General features: G+C 46.8%; 27 protein-coding genes. 20 read left to right on the top strand and 7 right to left on the bottom strand.

Annotated features, from left to right (window positions below):
* Positions 1-3: 3 nt before the first annotated feature.
* From OCU74_RS19390 to OCU74_RS19355, 8 genes are all read left to right on the top strand, one after another.
* Positions 4-1,758 (top strand): phage tail-collar fiber domain-containing protein, encoded by a 1,755-nt coding sequence (locus OCU74_RS19390; RefSeq protein ID WP_087482080.1) that lies wholly within the window; start codon positions 4-6, stop codon positions 1,756-1,758.
* Between the two features lie 2 nt (positions 1,759-1,760).
* A complete protein-coding gene (locus tag OCU74_RS19385; RefSeq protein ID WP_087482079.1) occupies positions 1,761-2,093 on the top strand; it encodes a hypothetical protein in 333 nt (110 codons plus the stop codon).
* A 91-nt stretch (positions 2,094-2,184) separates the two neighbouring features.
* Entirely contained in the window at positions 2,185-4,152 is a 1,968-nt protein-coding gene (locus OCU74_RS19380; RefSeq protein ID WP_159457458.1) for a phage tail-collar fiber domain-containing protein, read from the top strand.
* Positions 4,149-4,556, top strand: a complete 408-nt coding sequence (locus tag OCU74_RS19375; RefSeq protein WP_087482077.1) for a hypothetical protein — start codon at positions 4,149-4,151, stop codon at positions 4,554-4,556. Before OCU74_RS19380 ends, OCU74_RS19375 begins: the two co-directional genes overlap by 4 nt.
* Before the next feature lie 2 nt (positions 4,557-4,558).
* Complete coding sequence (locus OCU74_RS19370; protein ID WP_087482076.1) at positions 4,559-5,446, top strand: hypothetical protein; 888 nt, start codon at positions 4,559-4,561, stop codon at positions 5,444-5,446.
* Positions 5,434-5,907 (top strand): baseplate complex protein, encoded by a 474-nt coding sequence (locus OCU74_RS19365; RefSeq protein WP_087482075.1) that lies wholly within the window; start codon positions 5,434-5,436, stop codon positions 5,905-5,907. Before OCU74_RS19370 ends, OCU74_RS19365 begins: the two co-directional genes overlap by 13 nt.
* Entirely contained in the window at positions 5,904-7,496 is a 1,593-nt protein-coding gene (locus OCU74_RS19360) for a hypothetical protein (protein ID WP_087482074.1), read from the top strand. Before OCU74_RS19365 ends, OCU74_RS19360 begins: the two co-directional genes overlap by 4 nt.
* Positions 7,496-7,681: a hypothetical protein gene (locus OCU74_RS19355; RefSeq protein ID WP_087482073.1), complete on the top strand. Its 186-nt coding sequence runs from the start codon at positions 7,496-7,498 to the stop codon at positions 7,679-7,681. The genes OCU74_RS19360 and OCU74_RS19355 overlap by 1 nt, the downstream gene beginning before the upstream one ends.
* A 33-nt stretch (positions 7,682-7,714) precedes the next feature.
* Here the strand turns inward: OCU74_RS19355 and OCU74_RS19350 are convergent, their stop codons facing one another.
* On the bottom strand, positions 7,715-8,014 hold the full coding sequence (locus OCU74_RS19350; RefSeq protein WP_159457457.1) for a helix-turn-helix domain-containing protein: 300 nt from the start codon (positions 8,012-8,014) through the stop codon (positions 7,715-7,717).
* Between the two features lie 204 nt (positions 8,015-8,218).
* Here OCU74_RS19350 and OCU74_RS19345 point away from each other — a divergent pair, with 204 nt between their 5' ends.
* From OCU74_RS19345 to OCU74_RS19310, 8 genes are all read left to right on the top strand, one after another.
* On the top strand, positions 8,219-8,431 hold the full coding sequence (locus OCU74_RS19345) for a hypothetical protein (RefSeq protein ID WP_087482071.1): 213 nt from the start codon (positions 8,219-8,221) through the stop codon (positions 8,429-8,431).
* A gap of 199 nt (positions 8,432-8,630) precedes the next feature.
* The gene (thrS, locus tag OCU74_RS19340; protein ID WP_087482070.1) at positions 8,631-10,559 is read left to right on the top strand and encodes a threonine--tRNA ligase; all 1,929 of its coding nucleotides are present in this window, start codon (positions 8,631-8,633) and stop codon (positions 10,557-10,559) included.
* Positions 10,560-10,562: 3 nt separating this feature from the next.
* Positions 10,563-11,114 carry a translation initiation factor IF-3 gene (infC, locus tag OCU74_RS19335; RefSeq protein ID WP_087482069.1) on the top strand — a complete coding sequence of 184 codons (552 nt, stop codon included), beginning with the start codon at positions 10,563-10,565 and terminating at the stop codon, positions 11,112-11,114.
* A 103-nt stretch (positions 11,115-11,217) separates the two neighbouring features.
* Positions 11,218-11,412 carry a 50S ribosomal protein L35 gene (rpmI, locus tag OCU74_RS19330; protein WP_027694124.1) on the top strand — a complete coding sequence of 65 codons (195 nt, stop codon included), beginning with the start codon at positions 11,218-11,220 and terminating at the stop codon, positions 11,410-11,412.
* 41 nt (positions 11,413-11,453) lie between these two features.
* The gene (gene rplT, locus OCU74_RS19325; RefSeq protein ID WP_021019837.1) at positions 11,454-11,807 is read left to right on the top strand and encodes a 50S ribosomal protein L20; all 354 of its coding nucleotides are present in this window, start codon (positions 11,454-11,456) and stop codon (positions 11,805-11,807) included.
* A 147-nt stretch (positions 11,808-11,954) separates the two neighbouring features.
* The gene (locus OCU74_RS19320; RefSeq protein ID WP_087482068.1) at positions 11,955-13,154 is read left to right on the top strand and encodes a sugar efflux transporter; all 1,200 of its coding nucleotides are present in this window, start codon (positions 11,955-11,957) and stop codon (positions 13,152-13,154) included.
* Between the two features lie 283 nt (positions 13,155-13,437).
* On the top strand, positions 13,438-13,968 hold the full coding sequence (locus tag OCU74_RS19315; RefSeq protein WP_087482067.1) for a GNAT family N-acetyltransferase: 531 nt from the start codon (positions 13,438-13,440) through the stop codon (positions 13,966-13,968).
* 117 nt (positions 13,969-14,085) lie between these two features.
* A complete protein-coding gene (locus tag OCU74_RS19310) occupies positions 14,086-14,703 on the top strand; it encodes a beta-phosphoglucomutase family hydrolase (RefSeq protein ID WP_087482066.1) in 618 nt (205 codons plus the stop codon).
* 70 nt (positions 14,704-14,773) lie between these two features.
* Here OCU74_RS19310 and OCU74_RS19305 read toward each other — a convergent pair whose 3' ends face one another.
* Positions 14,774-15,250: an FKBP-type peptidyl-prolyl cis-trans isomerase gene (locus OCU74_RS19305; protein WP_087482065.1), complete on the bottom strand. Its 477-nt coding sequence runs from the start codon at positions 15,248-15,250 to the stop codon at positions 14,774-14,776.
* A 250-nt stretch (positions 15,251-15,500) separates the two neighbouring features.
* Between OCU74_RS19305 and OCU74_RS19300 the strand changes: the two genes are divergently transcribed.
* Positions 15,501-16,115 carry an OmpA family protein gene (locus OCU74_RS19300; RefSeq protein ID WP_087482064.1) on the top strand — a complete coding sequence of 205 codons (615 nt, stop codon included), beginning with the start codon at positions 15,501-15,503 and terminating at the stop codon, positions 16,113-16,115.
* A 66-nt stretch (positions 16,116-16,181) separates the two neighbouring features.
* Here the strand turns inward: OCU74_RS19300 and tkt are convergent, their stop codons facing one another.
* Together tkt and tal are read right to left on the bottom strand one after the other, a co-directional pair.
* Positions 16,182-18,176, bottom strand: coding sequence for a transketolase (gene tkt, locus OCU74_RS19295; RefSeq protein WP_261856171.1), 1,995 nt, complete (start codon positions 18,174-18,176; stop codon positions 16,182-16,184).
* Positions 18,177-18,337: 161 nt separating this feature from the next.
* Positions 18,338-19,288: a transaldolase gene (tal, locus tag OCU74_RS19290; RefSeq protein ID WP_087481169.1), complete on the bottom strand. Its 951-nt coding sequence runs from the start codon at positions 19,286-19,288 to the stop codon at positions 18,338-18,340.
* 451 nt (positions 19,289-19,739) lie between these two features.
* Between tal and OCU74_RS19285 the strand changes: the two genes are divergently transcribed.
* The gene (locus OCU74_RS19285) at positions 19,740-20,729 is read left to right on the top strand and encodes a sugar-binding transcriptional regulator (RefSeq protein WP_087480760.1); all 990 of its coding nucleotides are present in this window, start codon (positions 19,740-19,742) and stop codon (positions 20,727-20,729) included.
* A gap of 67 nt (positions 20,730-20,796) precedes the next feature.
* Complete coding sequence (locus OCU74_RS19280; protein WP_087480761.1) at positions 20,797-21,996, top strand: hypothetical protein; 1,200 nt, start codon at positions 20,797-20,799, stop codon at positions 21,994-21,996.
* Between the two features lie 138 nt (positions 21,997-22,134).
* Here OCU74_RS19280 and OCU74_RS19275 read toward each other — a convergent pair whose 3' ends face one another.
* From OCU74_RS19275 to moeA, 3 genes are all read right to left on the bottom strand, one after another.
* A complete protein-coding gene (locus OCU74_RS19275) occupies positions 22,135-22,968 on the bottom strand; it encodes a sulfurtransferase (protein ID WP_087480762.1) in 834 nt (277 codons plus the stop codon).
* Between the two features lie 93 nt (positions 22,969-23,061).
* Positions 23,062-23,823 (bottom strand): molybdopterin-synthase adenylyltransferase MoeB, encoded by a 762-nt coding sequence (moeB, locus tag OCU74_RS19270; protein WP_087480763.1) that lies wholly within the window; start codon positions 23,821-23,823, stop codon positions 23,062-23,064.
* 10 nt (positions 23,824-23,833) lie between these two features.
* On the bottom strand, positions 23,834-25,069 hold the full coding sequence (gene moeA, locus OCU74_RS19265; protein ID WP_087480764.1) for a molybdopterin molybdotransferase MoeA: 1,236 nt from the start codon (positions 25,067-25,069) through the stop codon (positions 23,834-23,836).
* A gap of 460 nt (positions 25,070-25,529) precedes the next feature.
* Between moeA and folE the strand changes: the two genes are divergently transcribed.
* Positions 25,530-26,186 (top strand): GTP cyclohydrolase I FolE, encoded by a 657-nt coding sequence (folE, locus tag OCU74_RS19260; RefSeq protein WP_087480765.1) that lies wholly within the window; start codon positions 25,530-25,532, stop codon positions 26,184-26,186.
* Positions 26,187-26,207: the final 21 nt, after the last annotated feature.

Below are 26,207 nucleotides of genomic sequence, written 5' to 3'. Positions count from 1 at the left end.
ATTATGAGTCAAGTTGTCATTCCTCTGGAATTTGAAAGCTATCTGCAAGATAAGCTGGTCAACGGGCTGGCACCGGATATGAATGAGATGGTGTTTGCCTATCTGCCGGATTTGGATCCGGATCAGGAAATTGATCGTCATCTGGGGTTGCCGGATCCGTCTTACTGGGTGTATCGGCAGGATATCAGCCAGAAAGCGAAACTGAACGATGATTCAGTGGTTTATTCGGTCGTCATTCCCGGAGAGGTTGAGGTATTTACCTTTAATGCAATTTATCTGCACGATAAGCATACCGAGAACTCTTGTGGGCTGGTAGTTCATAAGGTGTCGGAAACCAAAGAACCGGAGATGTCGAGTGTTCGTTCCTGCGTTCAGCAATATTCTGGTGCAGCAACAGCCGCAAATATTCAGGTGGCACCGGAAAGCTGGCAGATCGATTATCAGGCTCGCTTGTATGGTATTGATGACGATTTACGTTTGGCATGTTTTGACCTGTTTGGCGTAGCATCATTTTTTGCTGATGGTTTTCTGGTGAAGCGCTCCGGTGGTCAGTATGTTTGTGACACCGGTCTGGGTTATGTTGCAGGTCTGCGGTGTGTTAATCATGTTCAGACTGAAATCACCGATGTTCAGCCCGGTTCCGGGATCTATCTGGATGTCAGTTGGCAGGGGCAAGTCCTGAGCCGTTGGGTAACCAACTGGAAAGTGCTCGCCAGTGCAACAGCCCTGAGTGACTATGTTGCAGGTGGAATTCAACATTATGTCACTCAAATCGCCCGGATTGAAACGGATGGCAGTGTGACTGATCTCCGCCATCTGGGACTGGATGAGCATAAGTTTCCGGCTGCTACGACAGAATCAAAAGGTGTGGTTGTTTTAGCTACCGATGATGAAGTGAATGCCGGACAAGGTTCCGGTGTGATGTCACCGGAGCAACTGAAACAGGCGTTGGCACAGTTTGGTGCTTTTGGGACACCACTTAATTTGGGTGTGATTACTGCAAACACTGAACTGGATACAGCGCCGACCGGATTTATTTCATTTGCTTCTGCGCTGCCGGGAACCGCCGGAAATGTGGCTGTCGCATGGCAGGGAATTAAAGTTGCCGATGATAACGGCGCTTACACGGTTATGGCATCGTCGAATAATGCCGGTGGTCCTCCGGCAATGACGTACTATCACTCAACACAAAGTCAGTGGAACACCACATTAACTTATCATGATATACAGCGCAGCTTTGTCGGGATGATTGCCGATTTTCAAATCGCAGCCCCAAGACCGGGCTGGCTGAATGCCAATGGTGGTGAAGTGTCCCGCACCACAGACGCAATCCTGTGGCAATACGCACAGGATGCAGAGTTGATCATTGAGCAGGCCACCAAAGATGCCGATCCAATGACCTACGCTGCCTATTTCGGTGATGGTGACGGTTCAACAACGTTTACCCTGCCGAATTTTCATCTGGGGCATTTCCGCCGTGGAACGCCGTCTGGCGTGACACATGGTACAACGCAAGGTGATGCGATTCGGAATATTTCAGGTTATTTTTATACCAACAATGGATGGATGTTTTCCAGTGCTCAAGGAGCATTCGTTAGAATTGGGGAATTGCAAAATGCCGGGAATGCGACTAGTGCATCACCTATTTCGGTTAGTCCCGCTCTTGAATTCAATGCATCAAATGTTGTTCCAACATCAACAGAAAACCGCCCGTATACAGCAAATATTTCAGTGAAAATTTTCAGAGGATGGATATAAGTATGAACAGAAAGACAGCAGCATACCATTATTCGTATGAATCCAATTTGTTTGTCGGCACCAGTACGGTATTTATTGAACATGGCTATGACCATTACATCAAACCGCAATGTGCCACATTCACGCCACCACCGGAACACGATAGTACGACGCAGCAGTGTCGTTATCTCCGGGAAAGTGATCGTTGGGAAGTCGAAGCAATACCTGAAGCTGAACAGGAAACTCAGTCAGATCTGCTAGGTAGTGAATCATCAGTGACGAATGAACAGACATCATCCGGGCAATCTAAGCCCGGCGCGATGCGGCGTCTGTTGAACCGGCTGACCTCCCGTTGAGGAAAAGTTGAACAGTATGATGAATGATGCTGACAGTTGAAGAAAATACTGATCTTTGGCTGCCCAGCAAATGGAGATAAAGGTTTTTATTATGAGTCAGGTTGTGATTCCTCTGGAATTTGAGAGTTATCTGCAAGACCGGATCATGAACGGGCTGGCCCCGGATATGAATGAAATGGTGTTTGCTTATTTGCCGGATTTGGATCCGGAACAGGAGATTGATCGCCATCTGGGATTACCAGATCTGTCTTTCTGGGTCTATCAACAGGATATCAGCCAGAAAGCGAAGCTGAACGATGATTCAGTCGTCTATTCTGTGGTGATTCCCGGTGCAGTGAAGGCATTTACATTCAATGCTATTTATCTGCACGATAAACACACTACAAATTCTTGTGGCCTGGTGATCCATAAACTGGTGGAAACCAAAGAGCCGGAGATGTCGAGTGTCCGTACCTGTGTCCAGCAATACTCAGGGGCGGCAGCAGCAGCCAATATTACCGTGACACCAGAAAGCTGGCAGATCGATTATCAGGCTCGTCTGCATGGGATGGATGACGATTTACATTTGGCGTGTTTTGACCTGTTTGGTGAAGCCTCTTTTTTTAGCACTGGATTTCAGGTGAAGCAATCGGGCAGTGATTATCTGTGTTCTCCCGGTGTCGGTTACATAGGAGGGTTACGTTGTGTCAATGACGCTCAGAAAACCCTTCCCAATGTTCAGGCTGGTGACGGGATATATCTGGATGCAAGTTGGCAGGGGAATGTGTTGAGTCGTTGGGCAACCCAGTGGAAATTGGTTGTGAGTGCCACCGGCTTAACCGACTATGTGGACAACGGGACACAACACTATGTGACACAGATTGCTTCAGTGAAAGCTAATGGGAGTGTCACCGATCTCAGACACTTAGGGATTGATGAGAGCAAGCTCCCCAACGCGACTACAACCCGGAAAGGGGTGGTGAGTTTAGCGACTGACGGGAATGTGAAGGCAGGAAAAGGAACTGGCGTTATTTCACCAGCGCAGCTAAAAAAAGCCTTAGATCCGTTTGGTACGTTTGGCTCGCCGATCGAACTGGGAGTGATTACTGAAAACGCTGAATTGGATACTGCACCAACCGGATTTATTTCATTCGCTTCTGCGCTGCCGGGAACTGCCGGCGATGTGGCTGTCGCATGGCAGGGTATTAAAGTTGCTGCCGGTAATGATGCTTATACGGTCATGGTGTCTTCAAATAATGCTGCCGGTTCTCCGGCCATGGCGTTTTACCATTCAACCAAAGATGAATGGAGTAGTGTGTTCACCAACAGAACTTTATATGTGGAGAATCTGTTTAAAGGCAATCAGAACTGGAACGTTGAAGGAGACGATGGTGAATTAACCACATTGCCACAGGATTTTCCGGTCGCCTCTGAATTTTCACACAAATGGTTTTGCGGCACAGATGTTGTAGGAATCTATCTGGATGAGCAGGGTGCGGTGAGAGCCGAATCAGGCCGAATCTACCGCGAATACCCAATGTCGACCCTTCAGGGACTATATGCGTCTGTCACTGATGCAAATGGTGTCCAAACCTACGCAGACGCTTTGGATACTAATGGCATCCTGCTTGAGGTTGATGCAGGCACAGGTATGGTCCGGCTGACGATCGATTTCTCGTTTTATACCTCCGGTGTCAAAGTTGCGGGGTTATCTCACGGGTGTGGATTAATTCCAGTGATTTCTGATGATGACTCAGAGCGTGCGGCGCGGGGTGGATTCATTTTGCTCAAAGAAACCAATAGTAGAACCCAAATCTGGCCTGATGGGACATGTGAGATATCTATGTGGGGACGGGCTGGTAAATCAAGTCAACCATACGGTAACCCACTTCCCATTACGATAAAACCGTTCTCCCCAGAACTAGGTGATTCAGTGACAGCAAATCATTGGGGAGGAGATGCCTCTGTCAATATTATTATTGGCTCCGGCTATACCAGTAGTAACACTGTATCTTTACGAACGAATTATACAGGCGATGATGTTAGTGCACTCATTCAGATAAAAGCGAGGGTGGCATGAATATAAGATATTTCGTAACCGATGATGGTTTTGTCCGTTCTGAAAAAGCATTGAAAATTAACCGGATCGATTATTCTGAGTTGACGGAGTTAACCGAACAACAGATTGAAGAATTTGTTATCAACGAGCCTCCTGAAGGAAAGCAAAGAGACGGTCTCTCGTGGGTTGATATACCAGTTGTAGTGACGGCAGCATCTGAATACCAATGGGTTCAGGCTGAACTCGATGATGTCGATGTACAACTCAAATATCACGCCACCGGAGATACCAAAAGACAACAACTGGCCGTTGCTGACTGGAATACTTATGCCATTGCACTGCGCGACTATACCACTACCGATACCGAAGGCAATGTGGTGATCGTGGGTGATGCGCGTCCGGTCCGGCCAACAGATGGGAGCTGATTATGTGGACTGAATCATCACTGACATGGCCCGCTTCGGTAAACGATATTCAGACAAAAGCATCATCTGTTATCGATCAAGTCGGGACGGATCATGCTGCGGATCGTTTATCAGCTCTTGAAAGTGACGCCGCTTTCGGGCGTCATCCGCTTAGCAGTAATGCACAAGCGTTATTGAATCTGCGTACTGAACTGGATCATTTGCTCAGTCAGGGGCAAGTTCTGACTGTTACGCCTTACCAGTTTCAGGTCGGAGGAGAAAGCAAATCCGGTGATGTGCTGGATACCGATGCAGCAGTTAAGCGTTTAGCTGAGAAACTAACGGACTATTCGGATATACACCGGCCAACTGGTGCACTTTATGTAATTGGCGTGATGATCACGGCAGCAACGAGGCAGCAGTTTGCTGAACGGCTGAAACGTGTCACCACCGTGATGCCATTGTCTGAATGGTGTCAGGCCCAGCGCCAGACTGAGGCGTTACTTGCCGCCGAACATGAAAAGCTGCGTAAGCCAGCGGCAATCGTGCAGCCCCGGTTCAAACCTGTGGCGCCACTAACGACAAAGCCGTTTGCTGAGATGAACGCAGCATTGGGAACACAAGTTGCGACACTGGAATCACTGGCCAGTGACCGGGTTAATGTTATTGGCAAGCTCCGGCAACTGGCGGAAAAACGGTTATCCGTCCTGCAAGAGGTCAATGACACACTACAGGCACTGAAAGAGATGAATGCCGAAGTCTGGTCTGTTGCTTTACATGGTGATTCGGCCAGCTTAAGTCACCAGCTCGCCGGGATGTTGCCGCCGAATTATCATCAGTACGTGGCTGCCAGCCTGATACTCAGTGCATCTCCGATGCCATTCTTCGAGGAGTTACTATGTTCGCCTTAAATGGTTATACATTTGGATTAAAGAATCTTACCGTCGGTTTTGAACGGGAATTAAAAAGTAAAGATATGAGTGCCCAGTCTTCAGGAACTGAAGAAGCAGAACAGGGAGATAAGGCAGCCATACTCAATGTATCCGGACTGATTGCTTTTCACGATATTCACAAGCTGGGAGTTCTACAAATGATGAGCTCGGCAAAAGACAGCAAGGGTAACCGGATGGTCTATACGATTGTCGAAGAAATGGCTAACGCATTTAAAATCAAGGATGTCAGATTCTCCGGCCGCTTTTCTGCGACACAGCAGGAAAATGTCATGGCCTGGCAGGTTTCTTTCCAGCTTAAGGAATCGAACAGTGTGGCTGAGCAGAAAGAAGCACGTCAGAAAGAGCAGACCAAAGCAACACCGACTCAGAATCCCCGTTTGAAACAGTCGTTGCAGCAAAACCGGGAGGCAATTAAATGAATCTGGAAAAACGTCTCTATATTTCCGGGGAAGAGGTTTCACTTGCCCGGCATATGGTCAGTCTGAAGCTGTCTTTGGGCGGGAAAGCTATTTTCACCATTCAGGCCGAAGATGCACCGGAACGCTTCGGGCTGGTGCGGCTGGATATTGGCTATGAGCGTGATCTGTCGATTTTCTTTGAAGGCTATATTGATAAAGTTCAGCCGGCAGAAAGTGGTTTCTACAAGATTACGGTCAAAGAAAATGCCGGGATTCTCAGTCAGCGCTGGCCGATCAGTCTTGAACATCCGACGGCTATTGATGTGCTTGATCAACTGACATTGCTGACCGGGCTGGACTTTAAATATCCGGATGCCGGATATATGCGGCAGGTTATTCCCAATTTTGTTCATCAGGGAAACGGTTATCAATGTCTGGATGCGCTGGCAAAGGCCTTTGCTATTGAAGACTGTATCTGGTTTCAGGATCTTGATCAGAACGTTTATGTCGGCGGATATGCAGACAGCCACTTTGCCGGGAAACCGATGTCGGTTCCGGAAGAGTTTATGTCACGCCAGAACGGAACCAGTGTGACGTTTGTGCCGTATCCGATGTTGCGGCCCGGCCGGGTGATGAATGGCCACCGCATCACCCGGGTTGACCTGATTGAAGACGACATGACGGCCTACTGGCAACCGAGCAGTAGCGAAGCCGTGGCCAGGAAACAGCAGATTTATAATGAGTTTCCGGAATTATCTGCAAGATATCACTTGCCATTGCTTGGCCGGATTGAAGCGGTACGTGATGTTGTGCAGCGAGGGAAGATTGCCGATTCATTCCGTCCCCGTTATGCGGTCGATGTCCAGATGTTAGATGAAGATCTTCAGGCAGATACTGCTGTACCTGTTTACCGTTCGATTCCACTGCCGGTATCTATGGGCGGTATTGAATCGGGATTACTGGCATATCCGCTCGAAGGAATGCTGGTCGAGATTGCCTTTGCTTACGGACGTAGTGACCGCCCAATCATCCGGGGTGTTTACGGACAAAACTATACACTGCCGTCGATTGAACCCGGAGAACAGTTACAGCAACAGCGGGATGAAGTCAGCCGACGGATTGATGCAGTCGGTAATATCACCGATAAAACCGATCAACAGATGGTGAGTTCATCGTATCAGAAGCAGGATCATACCCAGCAGTATCTGGGGGAATTCGGGCAGCACCAGTTGAATATCCGGGAACACAGTCAGGAAAATATTGCAGGCAAAAAACAGATCGAGGCATTAGGAGCCATTGAACTGCTGGCCGGAGATAATCTGGAACTTGGCAGTTTGGGAAACCTGCATGTAGCGGCTGCCGGAGACTGGGTGACGACTGTCGGCCAGCTACGCAACACCGTCATTCAACTCGATGAGCAGCTAAAAGTGATGGGCAATCGACTGGAAACAATAGAAAAAGATTGGGAAGCTTCGGCTGCCAATATGCGTTTTACCGCAGACTTAATCACGATGAATGGTGGCTCAGGGGTGGTTCAGGGCGACTGTATCTGTGCCTTTACCGGTAAGTCACACTCGGATTTTTCTTCAACAGTTAAGGCAGGCAAATAATGGCATTGGACAACATATCACTAAAAGACAAAATTGTGGAAGAACTGAAAGGTCAAGGGTTTGTAACAGAAGGAGAACATGCCTGGAGTGTACAATTGGCGACGGCACTGGCAAATGCGATCGTTGTTGAAATTCAAAAAAATGCCAAGGCGATTGTCTCCGGTGCGAGCTGGCCGGTGGAGTAGTTTGCTTGGCATATTGCTCATTAATATTATTTTTCAACGCTGTGTCTCATAGCGGAGCGATGTCATCAGAGAAAGTACCACCTGTTTGAGATTGGGTGGCATTTGATGCCAGAGTGTCAGGTATTCGGTATTGTTCAGATGATCGGCTTGTGTGATATCGGCAATACCGAGTACCGACATGATCTGATCTCTCATTTCCAGTGTCATCGGCTGGCGTCCCGATAACACGCGTTTAATTTTTGATTCGTCAATTCCGGAAAGGGTTGCCAGTTGAGCATAAGAGAGGCCTTTATTTTTTAGTATTTTCCGAATGAATATAACTGTGGGATGCAAAATCAGTCCTCAGACAACATATATGGTAATTAACAATATCATCATTAGAAGTGTCGGTTCTATGGCACATATAGTTCGCCTGTTGAACTTTTTTTTCCGTACGGTTTGTTTTCCGGACTGATTGAAAGATGTTAGTAGCAGATCGCATAAAATTTATTGCACTATAGCAAAATATACAAATTCAACGTTAGGCATAAGGTTATTATGAACAATAAAATCAAAGAATTAGAATATATTGCTGATGAAGCCGAACTGGCAGTCCTTGCGTTATCATCCATGCTATTGGTGGATTATAAAGGAGTGGCTGTCTTACAGAAAAAGATGCATGAAATCAGCCAGAAAGCACATCAGTTGATTGCGCAGGAAATGTGTTTGCGAAAGGAGAAACACTTCAGAGGGAATATTTGTACAGAGTAATTAGCTAAGTTTTATAAATGGGTTGTGATTTCATCTTATTGATTTAAAATACACAAGAACGTACTCAGGATGGTGCATCCGTATTTGCATCAGAATGAGTACTATTTTTATGTCGCGTGTTTTTCTCTGAAAACACTCAATGTACGAATTAATTAAGCATGTGTTGCTTGGTATGCAACACCACTGTAAAGGACAAATCATGCCTATTATTACTCTTCCTGACGGTAGTCAACGCCAATTCGATCATCCGGTTTCTGTTTCAGATGTTGCTCAGTCCATTGGGGCTGGTCTTGCTAAAGCAACCATTGCCGGACGTGTCAATGGGACTCGTGTCGATGCCTGTGATTTAATTGAAAACGATGCCAGCCTAGAAATCATCACAACCAAAGACGAAGATGATGGTCTGGAAATCGTTCGCCACTCATGTGCACACTTGCTGGGACATGCGCTGAAGCAGCTGTACCCAGATGCAAAAATGGCGATCGGGCCGACGATCGACAGTGGTTTCTATTACGATATCGATTTGGATCACTCCTTGTCACAAGATGATTTGGAAAAAATCGAAGCGCGGATGAAAGCGCTGGCGAAAACCAAATATCAGGTTGTGAAAAAGAAAGTGAGCTGGCAGGAAGCCCGGGATACATTTGAGTCCCGTGGTGAACCGTACAAGATGGAAATTCTTGACGAAAATGTTGCGCGTGATGATCGTCCGGGACTTTATCATCATGAAGAATATATCGATATGTGTCGTGGACCACACGTTCCGCATATGGGTTTTTGTCAACATTTCAAACTGTTAAATGTAGCTGGCGCATACTGGCGTGGTAACAGTGACAATAAAATGTTGCAGCGGATCTACGGAACAGCTTTTCACGATAAGAAGGCACTGAGTGCTCATCTGACTCGTCTGGAAGAAGCGGCAAAACGGGATCATCGTAAGATCGGTAAACAACTGGACCTGTTCCACATGCAGCAGGAAGCGCCGGGAATGGTTTTCTGGCACCATAATGGCTGGTCTGTATTCCGTGATCTGGAAGTATTCGTGCGTGAAAAACTGACTGAATATGGCTATCAGGAAGTTAAAGGTCCGTTGATGATGGATCGTGTCTTGTGGGAACGGTCAGGACACTGGGATAAATATGCAGAGGCCATGTTTACCACCAGTTCTGAAAATCGCGAATACGCGATTAAACCGATGAATTGCCCGGGACATGTACAGATCTTCAATCAGGGATTGAAATCCTATCGTGATCTGCCGCTGCGTATGGCGGAATTTGGTTCGTGTCACCGGAATGAGCCGTCTGGTTCGTTGCATGGCATTATGCGGGTACGTGGTTTTACCCAAGACGATGCCCACATTTTCTGTACTGAAGAGCAGATTCAGCAGGAAGTTACTTCCTGTATCGAGATGGTCTATGATACTTACCGGACATTTGGTTTCGAAAATATCGCCGTCAAGCTTTCAACACGTCCTGAACAACGGGTTGGTAGCGATGAAATCTGGGATCGTTCAGAAGAAGCCCTGAAACTTTCTCTTGAGTCAATGGATATTGCCTATGAGATTCAGGAAGGCGAAGGCGCGTTTTACGGACCGAAAATTGAGTTTACATTGCATGATTGCCTTGACCGTGCATGGCAGTGTGGTACAGTGCAGCTCGATTTTAACCTGCCGAACCGTCTTGGTGCGACTTATGTGGGTGAAAACAATGACCGTTTGGTCCCTGTTATGATTCACCGGGCAATTTTAGGATCGCTGGAACGGTTTATTGGTATTTTGATTGAAGAATATGCCGGATTTTTCCCGACCTGGCTTGCGCCAGAGCAGGCTGTAGTATTAAATATTACTGACAAACAATCTGATTATGTTCAGGATGTTGTCCGAAAACTACAAAAATGTGGCATTCGGGCAAAAGCGGACTTGAGAAATGAAAAGATTGGCTTTAAAATCCGCGAACATACTTTGAAACGTGTTCCGTATATGCTGGTCTGTGGTGATCAGGAAGTAGAAGCTGGCGAAATTGCCGTGCGGACACGAAGAGGCAAAGACTTGGGTAAATTTAAGCTGGATGATTTTATTGAGTTTGTCCGGACCGAAGTCTCAAGCCGTAAGCTCAATCTGGAGGAATAAACTATTAAAGGTGGAAGACGTGGCCAAGTACAGGCCAAACAAAACCAACATCGTATCAACGGAGAAATTCGTGGTGTACGTGAAGTCCGTTTATCGGGTGCTGAAGGCGAAGAGTCGCGTATCGTTTCAATTCAGGAAGCGCTTGATGCGGCAGTAGAAGTTGGATTAGATCTTGTTGAGATCAGTCCGAATGCGGAACCACCAGTTTGCCGTGTAATGGATTATGGTAAATTCCTCTTCGAGAAGAGCAAAGCTGCAAAAGAGCAGAAGAAAAAGCAAAAACAGATCCAGATTAAAGAAGTAAAATTCCGACCTGGGACTGATATTGGAGACTATCAGGTAAAACTACGCAACCTGGTGCGTTTCCTTGAAGAAGGCAACAAAGTGAAGGTAACAATTCGCTTCCGTGGCCGAGAAATGGCACACCAGGATATCGGTGTCGATGTTTTGAATCGTCTGAAAGAAGATACGGCAGAAATTGCTGTTGTAGAATCTTTCCCTAGCCGGATCGAAGCACGTCAGATGATAATGGTGCTTGCCCCTAAGAAGAAGTAATCAACGGCTTACAAGTAATGAACCCTGCCGTGTATAAACGGTGGGGTTTTATTCGCCCTGATTACATGGTTATTAAAATCGAAACAATGCGGAGTTATTCATCATGCCTAAGATGAAAAACAACAAAGGTGCTGCCAAGCGTTTTAAGAAAACTGCTGGTGGTGTTAAGTACAAGCACGCGACTAAACGTCACATCCTGACTAAGCGTACTACAAAGAACAAGCGTCATCTACGTCCAAACTCTGTCCTTCCTAAATGTGAAGTGGCTGCAGTTGCTCGTATGTTGCCATACGCTTAATTCTTTTTGGTTTTTAATTCGTTTAGTTTAGGAGAAGCAGAATGCCTCGCGTAAAACGTGGTGTACAAGCTCGTGCACGTCATAAGAAAGTTCTAAAGCAAGCTAAAGGTTATTACGGTGCTCGTTCTCGAGTTTATCGTGTTGCCTTCCAGGCAGTAACTAAAGCTGGTCAATATGCATATCGTGACCGTCGCAACAAGAAACGTCAATTCCGTCAACTGTGGATTGCACGTATCAATGCGGCATCTCGTCAGAATGGTCTGTCTTATAGCCGTTTCATCAACGGTCTGAAGAAAGCATCTATCGAGATCGATCGTAAGATCCTGGCTGATATCGCAGTCTTTGACAAATCAGCATTCGCTGTGCTTGTTGAGAAAGCAAAAGCTGCACTTTAATTAAAGTTGTAGTTCAGTTTTCAGAGAGGAGAGCTTTGGCTCTCCTTTTTTTGTCTGTATAAAATATGAAACAGCTTGACTTAAGATATTGTATATAGCGATGATTCAGGTCTTGTACTGTGGCTTTTGAGCATAAGGTGTTGTGGAATGAGATTTGAGGTGCTCCGCGGAGATTCCGGTGTTTATTTCTGGCTGAATGGCCTGTCAGCCATGGCATTTTCATTCATTCTACCGGTAATGAGTCTGTTTCTGATCGAAGGGCTGGGAATTGAGCCAATGTACATCGGCCTTTATACCGTAGGTACTGCAGTTTCAACGATTCTGATTAGTCAGGGATTGGGGCGTCTGGCCGATAAAGGAGTTGATAGTAAGATTCTCCTTCTGACTTCGGTACTATTTCTGTGTCTGGCGGCAATATGTTTCTATTATCTGACTCAGTTCTGGCAGGCGATTATTGTCGGCTGGTGTTTCATGGCATTCGGTGCGTCCTCAGTTCCTTTACTGCTGGCAATGATTCGGCGTTTTGCTGAACAGTCTGGAAAAGATAGTACGAAACTCAATTCTCAAATGCGTTCTTCGGTGTCTCTGGTCTGGATCGTCGGTCCTGCTCTGGCTTTTACTTCTGTCGATACCTTTGGTTTCCGGACCAACTTTCTGATGGCTGGAGGCATTGCTCTGCTGGTGTTCATTATGGCGTGGCGTCTGTTACCTTCTGCGGTAAAATCTGCCAGAAAAACCAATGTTCATGACGCGATTCCTCCTTTTCCATATAAAGTCTGGTTTTTAGGTGTGGGTATTTTGTTTGCGAATATGGCGAACAGTACTTATATCAACGCAATGCCGTTATTTGTTACCAAAGAATTAGATTTGCCGGTGTCATATCCGGGAATGTTTATGGGCTTAACTGCGGCACTGGAGATCCCGGTGATGTTACTTTCTGCATCCTGGTCACATCGTGTCGGAAAAATGCAGTTGATGATGGTGAGCTTTGCTGTTGCCATGGTGTTTTATATCGGAATTCAATATGCATCAACGGTCGAGTGGTTGCTGGCACTTCAGTTTGTGAACGGGCTTTTTTACGGCATATTTGTCGGTCTGGGCATTACTCTCTTACAAGATTCTGCGCCAAAACGAGTGGGGCAGGTTTCTGCTTTTTATACCAATGCGATGTCGGTTGGAACCATGTGCGGGACATCTTTAATGGGGTTTGTTGCCCAGCATTATGGTTTCAGGAATTCGGTCTATATTTCTTTGGTTGCCGTTGTTATTTCGTTTGGTATTTTCCTGGCTGTTCATCTTAACGAAAGCAGACAGGCAAAACTTTCTGAAATACAGCATCCTCTGTAAATTGTCAGGGCTGCTTTGCCTCTGTGCCCAGTGATTCTCGCTGAAACTGCATCTTGAGGTCATTTGGGTATAGGACCCGAGTAATTGTATGCAATCGGATAAGATTACGGTAGAAAAAACTAAATGTGCTTCAGCCAGACGTTGATTGCTTGCAAAAGTGTGACTGCCGTCGTACGGTAATTGCATTGTGAGAATCTTTTGCTGGAATGTTATGCTTTTGAGCAAAATGATAATGGTATAAATGAAGAGAATAGAGCTAACAGGAAGTTAGAAGGGCTATTAAATGGATATTCGAGTAGCTGAATATAGTGATTTTGAAAAAATTGCTGAATTACATGCCCGTAGTTGGCAGCAGAATTACCGGGGTGTAATGGAAGAACATTACCTCCGGGATGAAGTGGAAGAGGATCGGCGTTTGATTTGGCAGGCCAGGCTGATCAATCCGCCTATTAACCAGCACGTAGTGCTGGCAGAAGAAGATGGCAAACTCTGCGGTTTCATCTGTGCGTTTGGTAACCATGATTTTGAGAAAGGGACAGTGATTGAATCCCTTCATGTTGCTGCTGAATATCAGGGAAAAGGTATCGCTAAGTTACTTTTGAAGGAAGTTACCGGATGGATCCAGCACTATTTCCCGGATAGTGGTGTATACATTGAAGTCATGGAACAGAATATCAGAGCCATAGAGTTTTATGATCACCTCGGGGGATTGCATACTCTGGATCGAATATGGCATGCTCCCTGTGGGAGTGATGTCCCTGAGTGGGTTTATACCTGGGATACGCCGCAGGCGATTTTGTCAGCCATCGGATGAAAAATAAGTCATTGGATGAAAATTAAGTGGGCCTGTGAGGCCCATTTTTGATCGGTTTCCTGAGAAAAAATTACCATTAATACCCGTATTATCAAAGCTGTTAGGGGAGAGAAGAATATGGATCAGCCAGATCTGTCTGTTCAGTTAGCACAATATAAAGGGCTGATTTTTGATATGGACGGAACACTGCTCGATACGATGCCGACTCATGTCGAATCCTGGAAAAAAGCCGCAGAACGTTTCGATTTCCCTTTTGCCGCCGAATGGCTCCAGAGTATGGGAGGAATGCCAAGCATTAAGGTGGTTGATGAGATTAACCGGCGCTATGGTTTGTCTCTGGATCCAAGGGAAGTTTCACAGTTTAAACAGCATTCATTTCATTTACTTGAGCGCCCGAGTCAGCGGATTGCTCTGACGTGTGACATTCTGGAAGATGCCCAGGGTGATAAGAAACTTGCCGTAGGAACCGGTAGTCCGCGGGATCATGCACTGGCATTATTAGAAGAAGCAGGACTGCTGGACAAACTGGATGCTGTGGTAACGGCAAGTGATGTAGAAAACCATAAACCCAATCCGGATACCTTTCTTAAAGCCTGCGATCAGATCCGGCTCAAACCTGAAGAGTGTGTTGTTTTTGAAGATACTGAGCTGGGGAAACAGGCTGCTCATGCTGGTGGGATGGACTGTATTTTAGTAACCAAACAAGGGTTGGTCTTTCATCCGCTTATTGGGTGAACGATTCTTTTTCGCTTCTGATATTAGCTAAATGAGAACTGCTGATGCAGTTCTCCACATGAGTTGAGCTTTATTGAATGTCGAGTAGTTCGACATCAAAGATTAACAGAGAACCGGGTGGAATTGTTCTGATTCCCCGGTTTCCATAAGCCAGCGAAGCTGGAACGAATAAGCGTACCTTCTGTCCGACGACCATCAGCTGTAAACCTTCCTGCCAGCCCTTAATCACTTGTTTTACCCCAAAGGTAATTGGTTTATTCCGGTTGACTGAACTGTCGAATACTTTGCCGTCCAGTAATGTTCCATGATAATGAACTTTGACTTTATCGGACAGTGCCGGATGCTGTTCTCCGGTTCCTTCCTGTAAGACTCGGTACTGAAGACCACTTTCTGTCGTTATCACACCTTCTTCTTTGGCATTCTGTTCCAGAAAGGCTTTCCCAGCACTGACATTTTTGGATGCCGACTGGCTCCGTTTCCAGTTCCGGTAGAGAAAAATACCGGCGATGATGAACATGAAAATTGAGAAAATATAATTTTTATCCATGATAAATGTATTCCTTGGGTTGAATCGATGATTCTGTTGAAAGCAACTCTTCCACTGTTCTACACGACTTCAGGAGCCGGTATTTGGACAAAGTTGTCTGAATTCGCACTGGATACATTATTTCACAGAAAAGTGTTTCTAAAGGCAATATTTCTTGTTTAACAATCAGGCAAATGTCGAAAAATCAGCTATAAAGTTTTTATAATTTAGCCGATAAAGTGGGTATGTCGGAAACAAGGATCGCAAATCAATGAAGTTTGTCGTTTACCTATTAAGCTTCTCTCTTTTCGGATGTGGTTCATTCGTCACTGATCGTCTGTTTAATGACAACATGTTAGATACGGCTCCGAAAAATAACTCAGATGTTATCTATCCTGACTGGGGACGGGGTGCTCAGGTTAGCGGTTCCGGTGTTCGGGGACCACAAGGCCAGAAAAGGCCAGATAGTACTTATCAGTCATTACAGAGCTTCCTGTTGAGTAATGGGATCGATTACGAAGTTCTGCCTGGTCAGTATATGATTGTCCGGGTGAAGCGTACGGTACAGTTCAATGTCGGTTCAACCAATGTTGCGCCGGAGTCTTTAGTGTGGCTAATGAAGATCAGAGATTATCTGGCGGTGACTCATGGTGTCGAACTGGTCATTGATGGTCATACGGATGATTTGGGAGACAGTCGTTACAACGATCAGTTATCGAAAAAGCGGGCTGAGGCGGTGAAACGCATTCTTGCAAGCAACCGGGTTTCTCTCGATTCTATTTATACCCGGGGATATGGAGATGTCGTTCCTGCGTGTACGAATCAGACTCAGCAGGGGAAGGCGTGCAACCGGCGGGTAGAACTGTTTTTTATTCTTCCGTCATAATTTATGCGGTGATGACTTATAAAAAAACGCCAGCAATCTGCTGGCGTTTCTGCTGTAGTTGTTATGTTATCCAAGCAAAGACTGAGACACTTCCACCACATTTTCAACCGTGAAGCCAAACAGCTTGAACAGTTCACCGGCCGGTGCTGATTCACCAAAGCTGCTCATACCAATAACACGACCGTTCAGACCGACGTACTTGTACCAGTAATCTGCAATTCCGGCTTCAACTGCAACCCGGGCTGTCACCGATGCAGGCAGAACCGCTTCACGGTAAGCTGCATCCTGACGGTCAAATGCGTCGGTTGATGGCATAGAAACCACACGAACCAGTTTGCCTTTTGCCGTCAGCTCAGCCGCAGCCTGAACAGTCAGTTCCACTTCAGAGCCGGTCGCAATCAGAATCAGCTCCGGTGTGCCCTGACAATCTTTCAGGATATAACCACCTTTCGCGATATTTGCCAGCTGAACTGCGTCACGCTCCTGCTGAACCAGATTCTGACGGGAGAAAATCAGTGCAGTCGGTGCATCTTTACGCTCAATCGCCAGTTTCCAGGCCACCGCTGATTCAACCTGGTCACAAGGACGCCAGGTGCTCATGTTCGGTGTCAGACGCAGGGAAGCAATCTGCTCAACCGGCTGGTGGGTCGGACCATCTTCACCCAGACCAATCGAATCGTGCGTGTAAACCTGAATGTTCTGCACTTTCATCAGTGCCGCCATCCGCATCGCGTTACGGGCATACTCCATAAACATCAGGAAGGTGGCGCCATAAGGAATAAAGCCGCCATGCAGCGCAATCCCGTTAATGATGGCTGTCATCCCGAATTCACGCACACCGTAATGGATATAGTTCCCTGATGCATCATCTGCTGTCAGAGACTTCGAGCCGGACCACATCGTCAGGTTCGATGGTGCCAAATCAGCCGAGCCGCCCATAAATTCAGGCAACAGCTTGCCGAACGCTTCCAGTGCATTCTGCGAGGCTTTGCGCGAAGCAATCGTGGCCGGATTGGCCTGAAGGTCCGCAATAATCTGACTGGCCTGTGCTTCCCAGTCAGCCGGTAGTTCGCCGTTGACCCGACGGGTGAATTCAGCAGCAAGCTCCGGATACGCCGACTGATACGCGGCAAATTTTTCATTCCAGGCGGCTTCTTTCGCTGCTCCGGCTGCTTTGGCATCCCACTCAGCATAGATATCTGCCGGGATTTCAAACGGACCATATTCCCAACCCAGCTGCTGACGGGTGGCCTGTACTTCATCGGCTCCCAGTGGCGCACCGTGGCAATCATGCGAACCGGATTTGTTCGGCGAGCCGAAACCAATCACGGTTTTGGTACAAATCAGGGTCGGACGGGAAGATTCTGCCTTCGCCGCAGTAATCGCCGCTTCAATCGCTGCCGGATCATGACCGTCAACCGCCGGAATCACATGCCAGCCATACGCTTCAAATCGTTTTGGCGTGTCGTCGCTGAACCAGCCTTCAACATGACCATCAATCGAAATGCCATTGTCATCCCAGAAAGCAATCAGTTTACCCAGACCCAGAGTTCCGGCCAGTGAACAGGCTTCATGCGAAATCCCTTCCATCAGACAGCCATCGCCGAGGAAAGCATAAGTGTGGTGATTGACGATATCGTGACCATCGCGGTTAAACTGGGCTGCCAGTGCTTTTTCCGCAATCGCCATACCCACGGCATTGGTAATGCCTTGTCCCAGCGGACCGGTGGTCGTTTCGATGCCCGGCGCATAACCGTACTCCGGATGGCCCGGTGTTTTCGAGTGAAGCTGACGGAAATTCTTCAGGTCATCGATAGACAGGTCATAGCCAGTCAGGTGCAGCAATGAATAAATCAGCATCGAACCATGGCCATTGGACAGAATAAAACGGTCACGGTCAGCCCAGTTCGGGTTCTGCGGGTTATGGTTCAGATGAGAGCGCCAGAGCACTTCAGCGATATCCGCCATCCCCATCGGGGCGCCGGGGTGACCAGAATTGGCTTGTTGAACACCATCCATGCTCAGCGCACGGATTGCATTAGCAAGAAGTTTACGGTTCATATTTTTTTCCAATAATATTTCAACAAGATTAAATGAAGATTGTGAAACGGTGTATACCCAAATGCTTCCGGAATTTGCATCTTAAGATCACTTGGGTATAAAAATCACTTGGGTATAAATAGAAAGAGGACTGTTTTTACACAGTCCTCTCTGGAATCACCTTAGAGCTTTTCGCTAATCATGGCTTCGAGTTTGCCCTGGTCGATAGCGAAGTTACGAATCCCTTCAGCCAGTTTCTCGACAGCCATTGGATCCTGATTGTGTTCCCACAGGAATTCAGCGTGGCTCATCGGCTGAGGACGTGCTTTCACATCTGTCGCCGGAGTCAGTTTCACATCGATCTGGCTTTCGGTTTCTTCCAGTGTCTGAAGAAGTTGAGGACTGATAGTCAGACGGTCACAGCCGGCAAGTTCCAGAATTTCACCGGTATTACGGAAACTGGCACCCATAACGACGGTATCGTAACCGTGTTCTTTGTAGTAGTTGTAGATTTTGGTGACAGACAGAACACCCGGATCCTCACTGGCTGCAAAGTCACGGCCTTCTTTGGCTTTGTACCAGTCCATGATGCGGCCGACAAATGGCGAGATCAGGTAAGCTCCGGCTTCAGCACAGGCACGAGCCTGAGCAAATGAAAATAGCAGAGTCAGGTTACAGTTGATGCCTTCTTTTTCCAGCACCTCTGCTGCACGAATACCTTCCCATGTTGAGGCGACTTTGATCAGAATGCGATCGTTACTGATACCAGCATCGTTATACAGGCCAATCAGCTTACGGGCTTTCTCAATGGTTTTTTCAGTATCGTAAGATAAACGTGCATCAACTTCAGTCGAAATACGACCAGGGATGGTTTTCAGGATTTCTTTACCGATGGTAACTGCCAGCATGTCACCAGTATCTTCAAGCTGTTGTGCTTTGTCATCACTCTGAGATTTTGCATAGCTGATTGCCTGATCGATAAACGCTGCGTATTCAGGGATCTGAGCTGCTTTCAGAATTAACGATGGGTTCGTGGTTGCGTCTTCAGGCTGATATTTCTTAATGGCTTCTATTTCGCCGGTATCTGCAACGACAGTGGTATATTTGCGAAGTTGTTCTAGTTGATTGCTCATATTCCGATCATCCTCTCTTAGGCCAAAAGCACAACACTCATATGATATAACATTCTCATCATAGGACGCTTTCATCATCGATGGTGAGATGACATCATTCCGGTGTTGGCTTGATAAATCTTCAACATTTGCTCAAGTGCTTTGAACATATGATCAAATGATGAGTAAATGATGAATCCATATTTATCCGAACCACAGAGAAAGTCAACGGCTATCATGAATTTCTTCCATCTTACGCGGATATTCAGAAAGTTCAGCTGTTGTTTCCCTGCTGGAACCCGAATTTTCGCTCATCTACTCGGGTTTTCTCTATCCGAATGAGTCAAATTTATAGTGAGCATTTGTATCAGGTGGTAACATTTGTTATATAAAGGCTAGTTTACTACTATCTATTACCGGGATCGTGTGAATCGCTATCCTGGGATTTTAGCCGGATGACCGGGAGGAAATGATGACAAGCCCACAGGAAATATCCGTTGAAGACTCAGATCTGCTAACTGAGATCTCGGTTGCTTACTATCAGGATGGTGCAACTCAGGAAGAGATCTCAAAAAAGTATTCAATCTCCAGAGCGAAGGTTGGCCGGATGCTCAGACAGGCCCGGGATGAAGGCATTGTTGAAATTACCGTAAAATACCACCCGGTATTCAGTGCTAAGGTTGAGCAGCGTCTGATCGAACGTTTTGGGATTAAACGGGCACTGATTGCACTGGATCAGCCCGGAGAAGAACAGCAACGCCAGCAAATTGCCGGACTGGTTTCCAATTACTTATCCGGTTCATTACGCAACGGTCAGGTAATTGCGGTCGGTCAGGGGAGAAATGTGTCAGCTGTGGCACATCATGTCGGGGTGATTTCTCCGAAGGATGTGAAGTTTGTCTGTAGTATCGGGGGAATCCACCCGAGAGGCGGGATGTTTAATGCTGACCACATTTGCCGTCAACTGGCGAAAAAATATGGGGGAACATCGGAAACACTTTATGCGCCGGCTTACGCGGAGAACCGGGCACAGAAACTGGCATTCATGGAAAATGAAACGATCAAACAGACGCTGGATCTGGCAAGAAAAGCTGATGTCGCGTTAGTTGGTATCGGTGATATGAGCGAGAATAGTTATATGGTAGATCTGGGATGGTTTACCTCTCAAGAGGTTGTTCAGTCCCGCTTACAACAAGGTGTTGTCGGGGACTTTGCCGGATATGACTTTTTCGATATTCACGGGCAAGTTGCTAAAACGGTGATGAGTGACCGGATTATTGGCCTGAGCATTGAAGAATTCAGACCGATTGCCGAGGTGATTGCCATCGCAGCCGAAAACAGTAAGCCACTGGCACTTTTGGGCGCTCTGAGAACCGGAGCTATCGATGTGATTGCAACCAGTGTTTCCAATGCTCTGACGATACTCAACCTTGATGAGCAAATGACATTTAAATCAGAATAACGGAACTTGTCATGCAGCAATCGCCACTTATTTCCTGAATTTTCAGAAAATAATAAGAGCATGCGCAATGGTAAATATTGTTACATCAGCCTTTAATTATTTATGGGGGGCGAATCATGATTCCCAGTCGCCTTCATCTCAGGAAGCTTCTCAGGGGCAATCTCGTACGCAGGGGCAGGAGAGCCACCGGACTTCGGAATCTTCTTCTCATACTGCGGCAGTTGCTCGCCCCGGAGTTTCCGGACAGACGTCATCCACTCATGCTGCAACGCCTGAACCACGGCCTGATTCGGGACGAACAGCATCATCGGCATCCGGTTCGATGCCACCGTTTCCTCCCGGAATGGGATTGACCAAAGCTGGCCTTGATATCCTCAATTTCCCCGATGGAAAAACGGCATCAGCACGTTATAAGCAGGCTTTGACCAAAGCGGTTCATCTGTCTGAAAACCGGATTACTTTTGGTCAGCCGAATGCATTGGTGCAGTTCATTAAGAAGAAACAAGGGCTGGGGGAGGAAATCGATGCACATACACTGAAAAGTATTCTGAATCGCACCGCAGTAAAGAAAGATTTTAAGAATGACGAGATTTTCTCCAACTATAAAGATAATGCCTGGGTTGTTAAAGACGGGATTTCTATGGGGGAGTTACTGGATGAGCACCTGTTCGGGCCGAAAAAACCGGGGACGAAATATTATTTAGACTGTGCCGAATATGCACAGGTATTACAACTCTATGCGTTGTATCATTCCGCCTCTCCGGAGGAGAAAAAAGAACTGTTTGAAACCGGTGAACCAATTAAAATCAGCAGCTTTGAAAGTACCGGACTGCAATCAAAAAGTGGGTTGCGCCGAAGCGGACCGGATGAGCCGTTTGTGAATCCGGCAACCGGTGAAAAAGCCAATTTAACCGATCGGGAGTTATTTGATGCTTTACCGATAGGCTCACGGGTGACATTCACCAACCGTGAGAGTAGCGCCAATAACACGGATTTTAAAAACGAGAATACGGTGAAAGTGGCTCGTAATGCTGTGGCGGCGCTGGGATTTGAAGACAGGATTCTGCCTTATGATGATCTGAAACTGCATTTGGCCATTTATGATGAAAGTCTGGTCAACCGAATCTTTTTCTATAATCCGGACTGGCCGGAAGTCGAAGATCCGAAAGATCTGACCAAAGAACAGAAAGATGTCTTTGCTTCACATGTTTATATTTCTGAAGCTGCCGTGTTTGATACGCCCCAGACAAAAGATTTTAATTTATGAGTGTCAGGGCGTGATTATCGGAATATAAACACGCCCTACAGCTATTTCAGTGTTAGTAAAAGTATTTCAGTGTTAGTAAAACTATTCCAGTGTTAACAGGAACAGTTGTCAGTACACACATCAATGGAGCTTATCAGCTCATTCACCCGTCATGATCGGAAGCTGTGAGCCTCCCCATTCAGTCCATGAGCCATCGTAGACTTTCAGATTCTGATAACCACACACATATGCGGCCAGCAAAACGATGCAGGCTGTAACACCGGAACCACAACTGAAAATATATTCTCCGGCGTCATGAGGCAGAACCTTATCCATCAGGGGACGAAGCGCTTCGGCGGGTTTCAGTGTGTGCTGATCAATGAGTTGGGTAAACGACAGACAGGCAGAACCGGGAATATGACCGCTTCTGATTCCTTCCCTTGGCTCAGGTACAGCACCTGAGAAACGTTCCTGTGATCGCGCATCGATCGTAATACTGTTTTCCTGATTAATTTGCCCGAGAACGTAATCAGCGTCGACAAAAAAATCGGCGTGCAGATTTCCGGAAAAATCACCGGGTTTCACATTGGTCTGGTATTCTGTTGCCAGAGGTTTTCCCTGTTGTTTCCACTCAGTTAAGCCGCCGTTGAGAATATAGACCTGTTGATGTCCCATGGATCTGAACATCCACCATGCCCGTGGAGATGCGAATGTACCGCTATTGTCATAGACCACGATGACGGAGTTCTGATTCAGTCCCAGCTCGCGGGCACACTGATTAAAGCGTTCTTCATCCGGTATCATGTGCGGCAGATGGCTGTCGGGATCGCAAAACACTTTATCGTAATCGAAGCGGCGGGCTCCGGGAATTTTATGAATGGTATCTTTTTCAGTCTCGGTCGGAATCTGAAAGGTGATACTGGCATCCAGAATGACCAGATTGGGATCAGAAAGACGTTGGGACAGCCATTGAGCTGAGACAAGCGGTGACATTGTTCCATTCCTTTTATTGAAATTTCAGGACAACGGCACTATTTTGAGTGACGTTGTCACTTATTATAGTGCCGTACTGTTTTTGATGCCGTACTATGAATGGCAGACCGGGCACTGTTTCCGTTTCGTCAGCTTCATTTCCTGCCATGAGAGCGTTATCGCATCGAGTAACAGCACTTTTCCCCGGAGAGGTTGTCCATAATTCGCCAGAACTTTAATGGTTTCAAGTGCCTGCATTGTACCGATAATACCAACCACCGGAGCCAGAACGCCGCTTTCGACACAGGTTGGCGCGTGGTTGCCGAACAGAGCACTGAAGCATTGATAGCAGGGTTCATCGGCCTGATAGGTAAAAACACTTAAAAAGCCTTCCATACGGATCGCTGCTCCGGAAATGAGCGGTGTTTTACTCTGGAAGCAGAGTTTATTGAGCTGATTGCGGGTGGCAATATTATCACTGGCATCCAGAACCGCATGATGTTCCCGAATCAGTGTCAGCAGCTCTGAGTCGTCAAGCCGCTGAGCAATGGTTTCAATCTTCAGGTGAGGATTGAGCTGACGAAGTGCATCTGCGGCAGAATCGACTTTCATCCGGCCGATGTCCTGATCGGTGTGCAAAACCTGGCGCTGAAGATTGGAAAGTTCAACAACGTCATCGTCAACCAGTGTGATACTGCCGACTCCGGCACATGTGAGATACTGACTGGCAGCACATCCCAGTCCTCCTGCGCCGATGATCAAGACCCGGCTTTGTTTTAGAGCTTCCTGACCGTCAAAGTCAAAGTTTTTCAGTATGATTTGGCGGTTATAACGGAGATACTCTTCATTGCTGAGTAATTCGTTATGCGTATTCATTTCGTTTTCTCTAGTACAGTGCCGGATTAAACGGTTCAATGGTGACCATTTCTCCGGCTTCAACCGATCCCCGTTCCTGCTCCAGAACAACAAAACAATTGGCAGCACTCATCGCCCGGAATGCTCCGGAACTCTGATTCCCGGCGTTATCGACGACCAGTTGCCCGTTTTCAATACTGAATATGCCTCGCTGATAATCAGCTCTGCCGGGAGATTTCTTAAAGGAAATTTTACTGACTGCCTGCATCTGAGCCGGAGCCTGCCATTGTGTATGTCCGGCGAGTTTTGCGAGCATTGGCTGAACGAGGACATACAGAGTGACTGCCGCAGAAACCGGATTACCGGGCAGACCACAAAACAGAGAATGATTCAGTTTACCAAAAGCGAATGGTTTCCCCGGTTTAATCGCGATTTTCCAGAAATTGATTTGCCCGAGAGATTCGAGAATATTTTTGGTGTAGTCCGCTTCTCCGACACTCACACCACCGGAGGTAATAACGACATCGGCAAGAGACTGGGCTTTTTCAAATGTTTCAGTCAATTGTGTTTGATCATCAGGAATAATTCCCAGATCGATTACTTCACAGCCGAATTTCTCGAGCATGGGGCGAATCGCATAGCGATTACTGTCGTAGATTTCTCCGGCTTTGAGTGGTTCTCCTACAGGTTTCAGTTCATCTCCGGTTGAGAAAATAGCCACTCTGGGCTTTCTGAATACCGGTACCTGACGGATGCCCAGAGAAGCCAGTAATGGCAAATCCCGGACGGTCAGACGGGTGCCAGCAGGAAATACAATTTCATTCTGTCTGAGGTCATCTCCCTGCGGGCGAATATTGTCCTGTGCTTTTACCTTTGTCGTAAGAAAATGAATACCATCAGCTGTGGATTCTGTTTTTTCCTGCATGATGACTGCATCACAGCCGGAAGGTACCGGTGCACCAGTCATGATCCGGACACAGGTCTTTTCCGGCCATTCCCCGTCAAAAGGCTGTCCGGCGAAGGCTTTTCCGGCGAGAGGCAGTGTATCGCATTCTGCCAGATCCTGACGGCGGACTGCATAGCCGTCCATTGCAGAGTTATTAAATGGGGGAACATCTATCGGAGAACGAATATCTTCGGCAAGGACATAGCCTAATGCAGTTTCTATGGGAAGGTTCTGACTAATTTTTATCGGTGATACATCAGCCAGCATTGTTTGAATTGCATCTTTGATCGAGAGAAGTCCTTTGGTATCACAGCATCCCATATCTGTTTATCCTAATTCATGTTTTATATTGTTGAGGGGCTACTTTAGCATGAATGGTTTCATGCCGGTGCGCTTTTATACCCAAGTGACCTCAAGATGCAGTTTCAGCGAGAATCTCTGCCTTGTCTCTGAGTTCAGTGAACTCGCCCTTCGGGAGTGCTTCAATTGGCCCCTTTCTGCGTCAAATGCCGTTGAAATGGAATGCCATTCCTGCCGACATTTTCCTTGAATGGCACCGATTGAAGACACTCTGAATCCTGCATCTTGAGGTTACTTGGGTATATGAATATTTTAATGCAATAAATTGCACTTTATGACAACACAAGCCTCAAAATTGCCCTATAAAGAACAAGCACTTGGGGTGATTCTAATTTCCTGCCATAAAATGTGGATGTAATTATTGCAAATTCCGAGTATCCTTGTCAGCCATCCGAAAGGGTTGAATTAGAGAGGTAATGTCATGTCAGGTCTGAGCGAGTCTGCGTTGCTGGTCAAAAATGCACTCGAACATCGCGGTTTAGAAACGCCAATGTATCCCAATCCTGTGGGAAGGGAAGAGAAGAAAGAAAGAATTGAATACCATATGCGTGAAATTCTGAATCTGCTCGGACTGGATTTAACTGACGATAGCCTGGAAGAAACACCGCATCGTATTGCTAAGATGTATGTCGATGAGGTCTTTTCCGGTCTGGATTACCACAACTTCCCCAAAATCACGCTGATTGAAAATAAAATGAAGGTGAGCGAGATGGTTCGGGTTAAAGACATCACGGTGACCAGTACTTGTGAACATCATTTGGTTACGATTGATGGCAAGGCTGCGGTTGCCTATATTCCCCGGGGAAAAATCATCGGATTATCTAAAATCAACCGGATCGTCCGTTTCTTTTCTCAGCGCCCTCAGGTACAGGAAAGAATGACACAGCAGATTCTGGTAGCCTTACAGGTGTTGCTGGAAACGGATGATGTCGCTGTTACGATCGATGCAACCCACTATTGTGTGAAAGCGCGTGGGGTGATGGACGCAACCAGTGAAACAACAACGACGGCACTGGGTGGATTGTTTAAATCTAATCCGGCAACCCGGGCCGAATTTCTGCATGGTTTGTTAAACTGAGACAGAATAAGCCGTTAAACC

Source organism: Vibrio mangrovi, assembly GCF_024346955.1.
In the GTDB taxonomy this organism is placed as follows: domain Bacteria; phylum Pseudomonadota; class Gammaproteobacteria; order Enterobacterales; family Vibrionaceae; genus Vibrio; species Vibrio mangrovi.
This window is presented reverse-complemented; position numbering and strand designations above follow the sequence as displayed.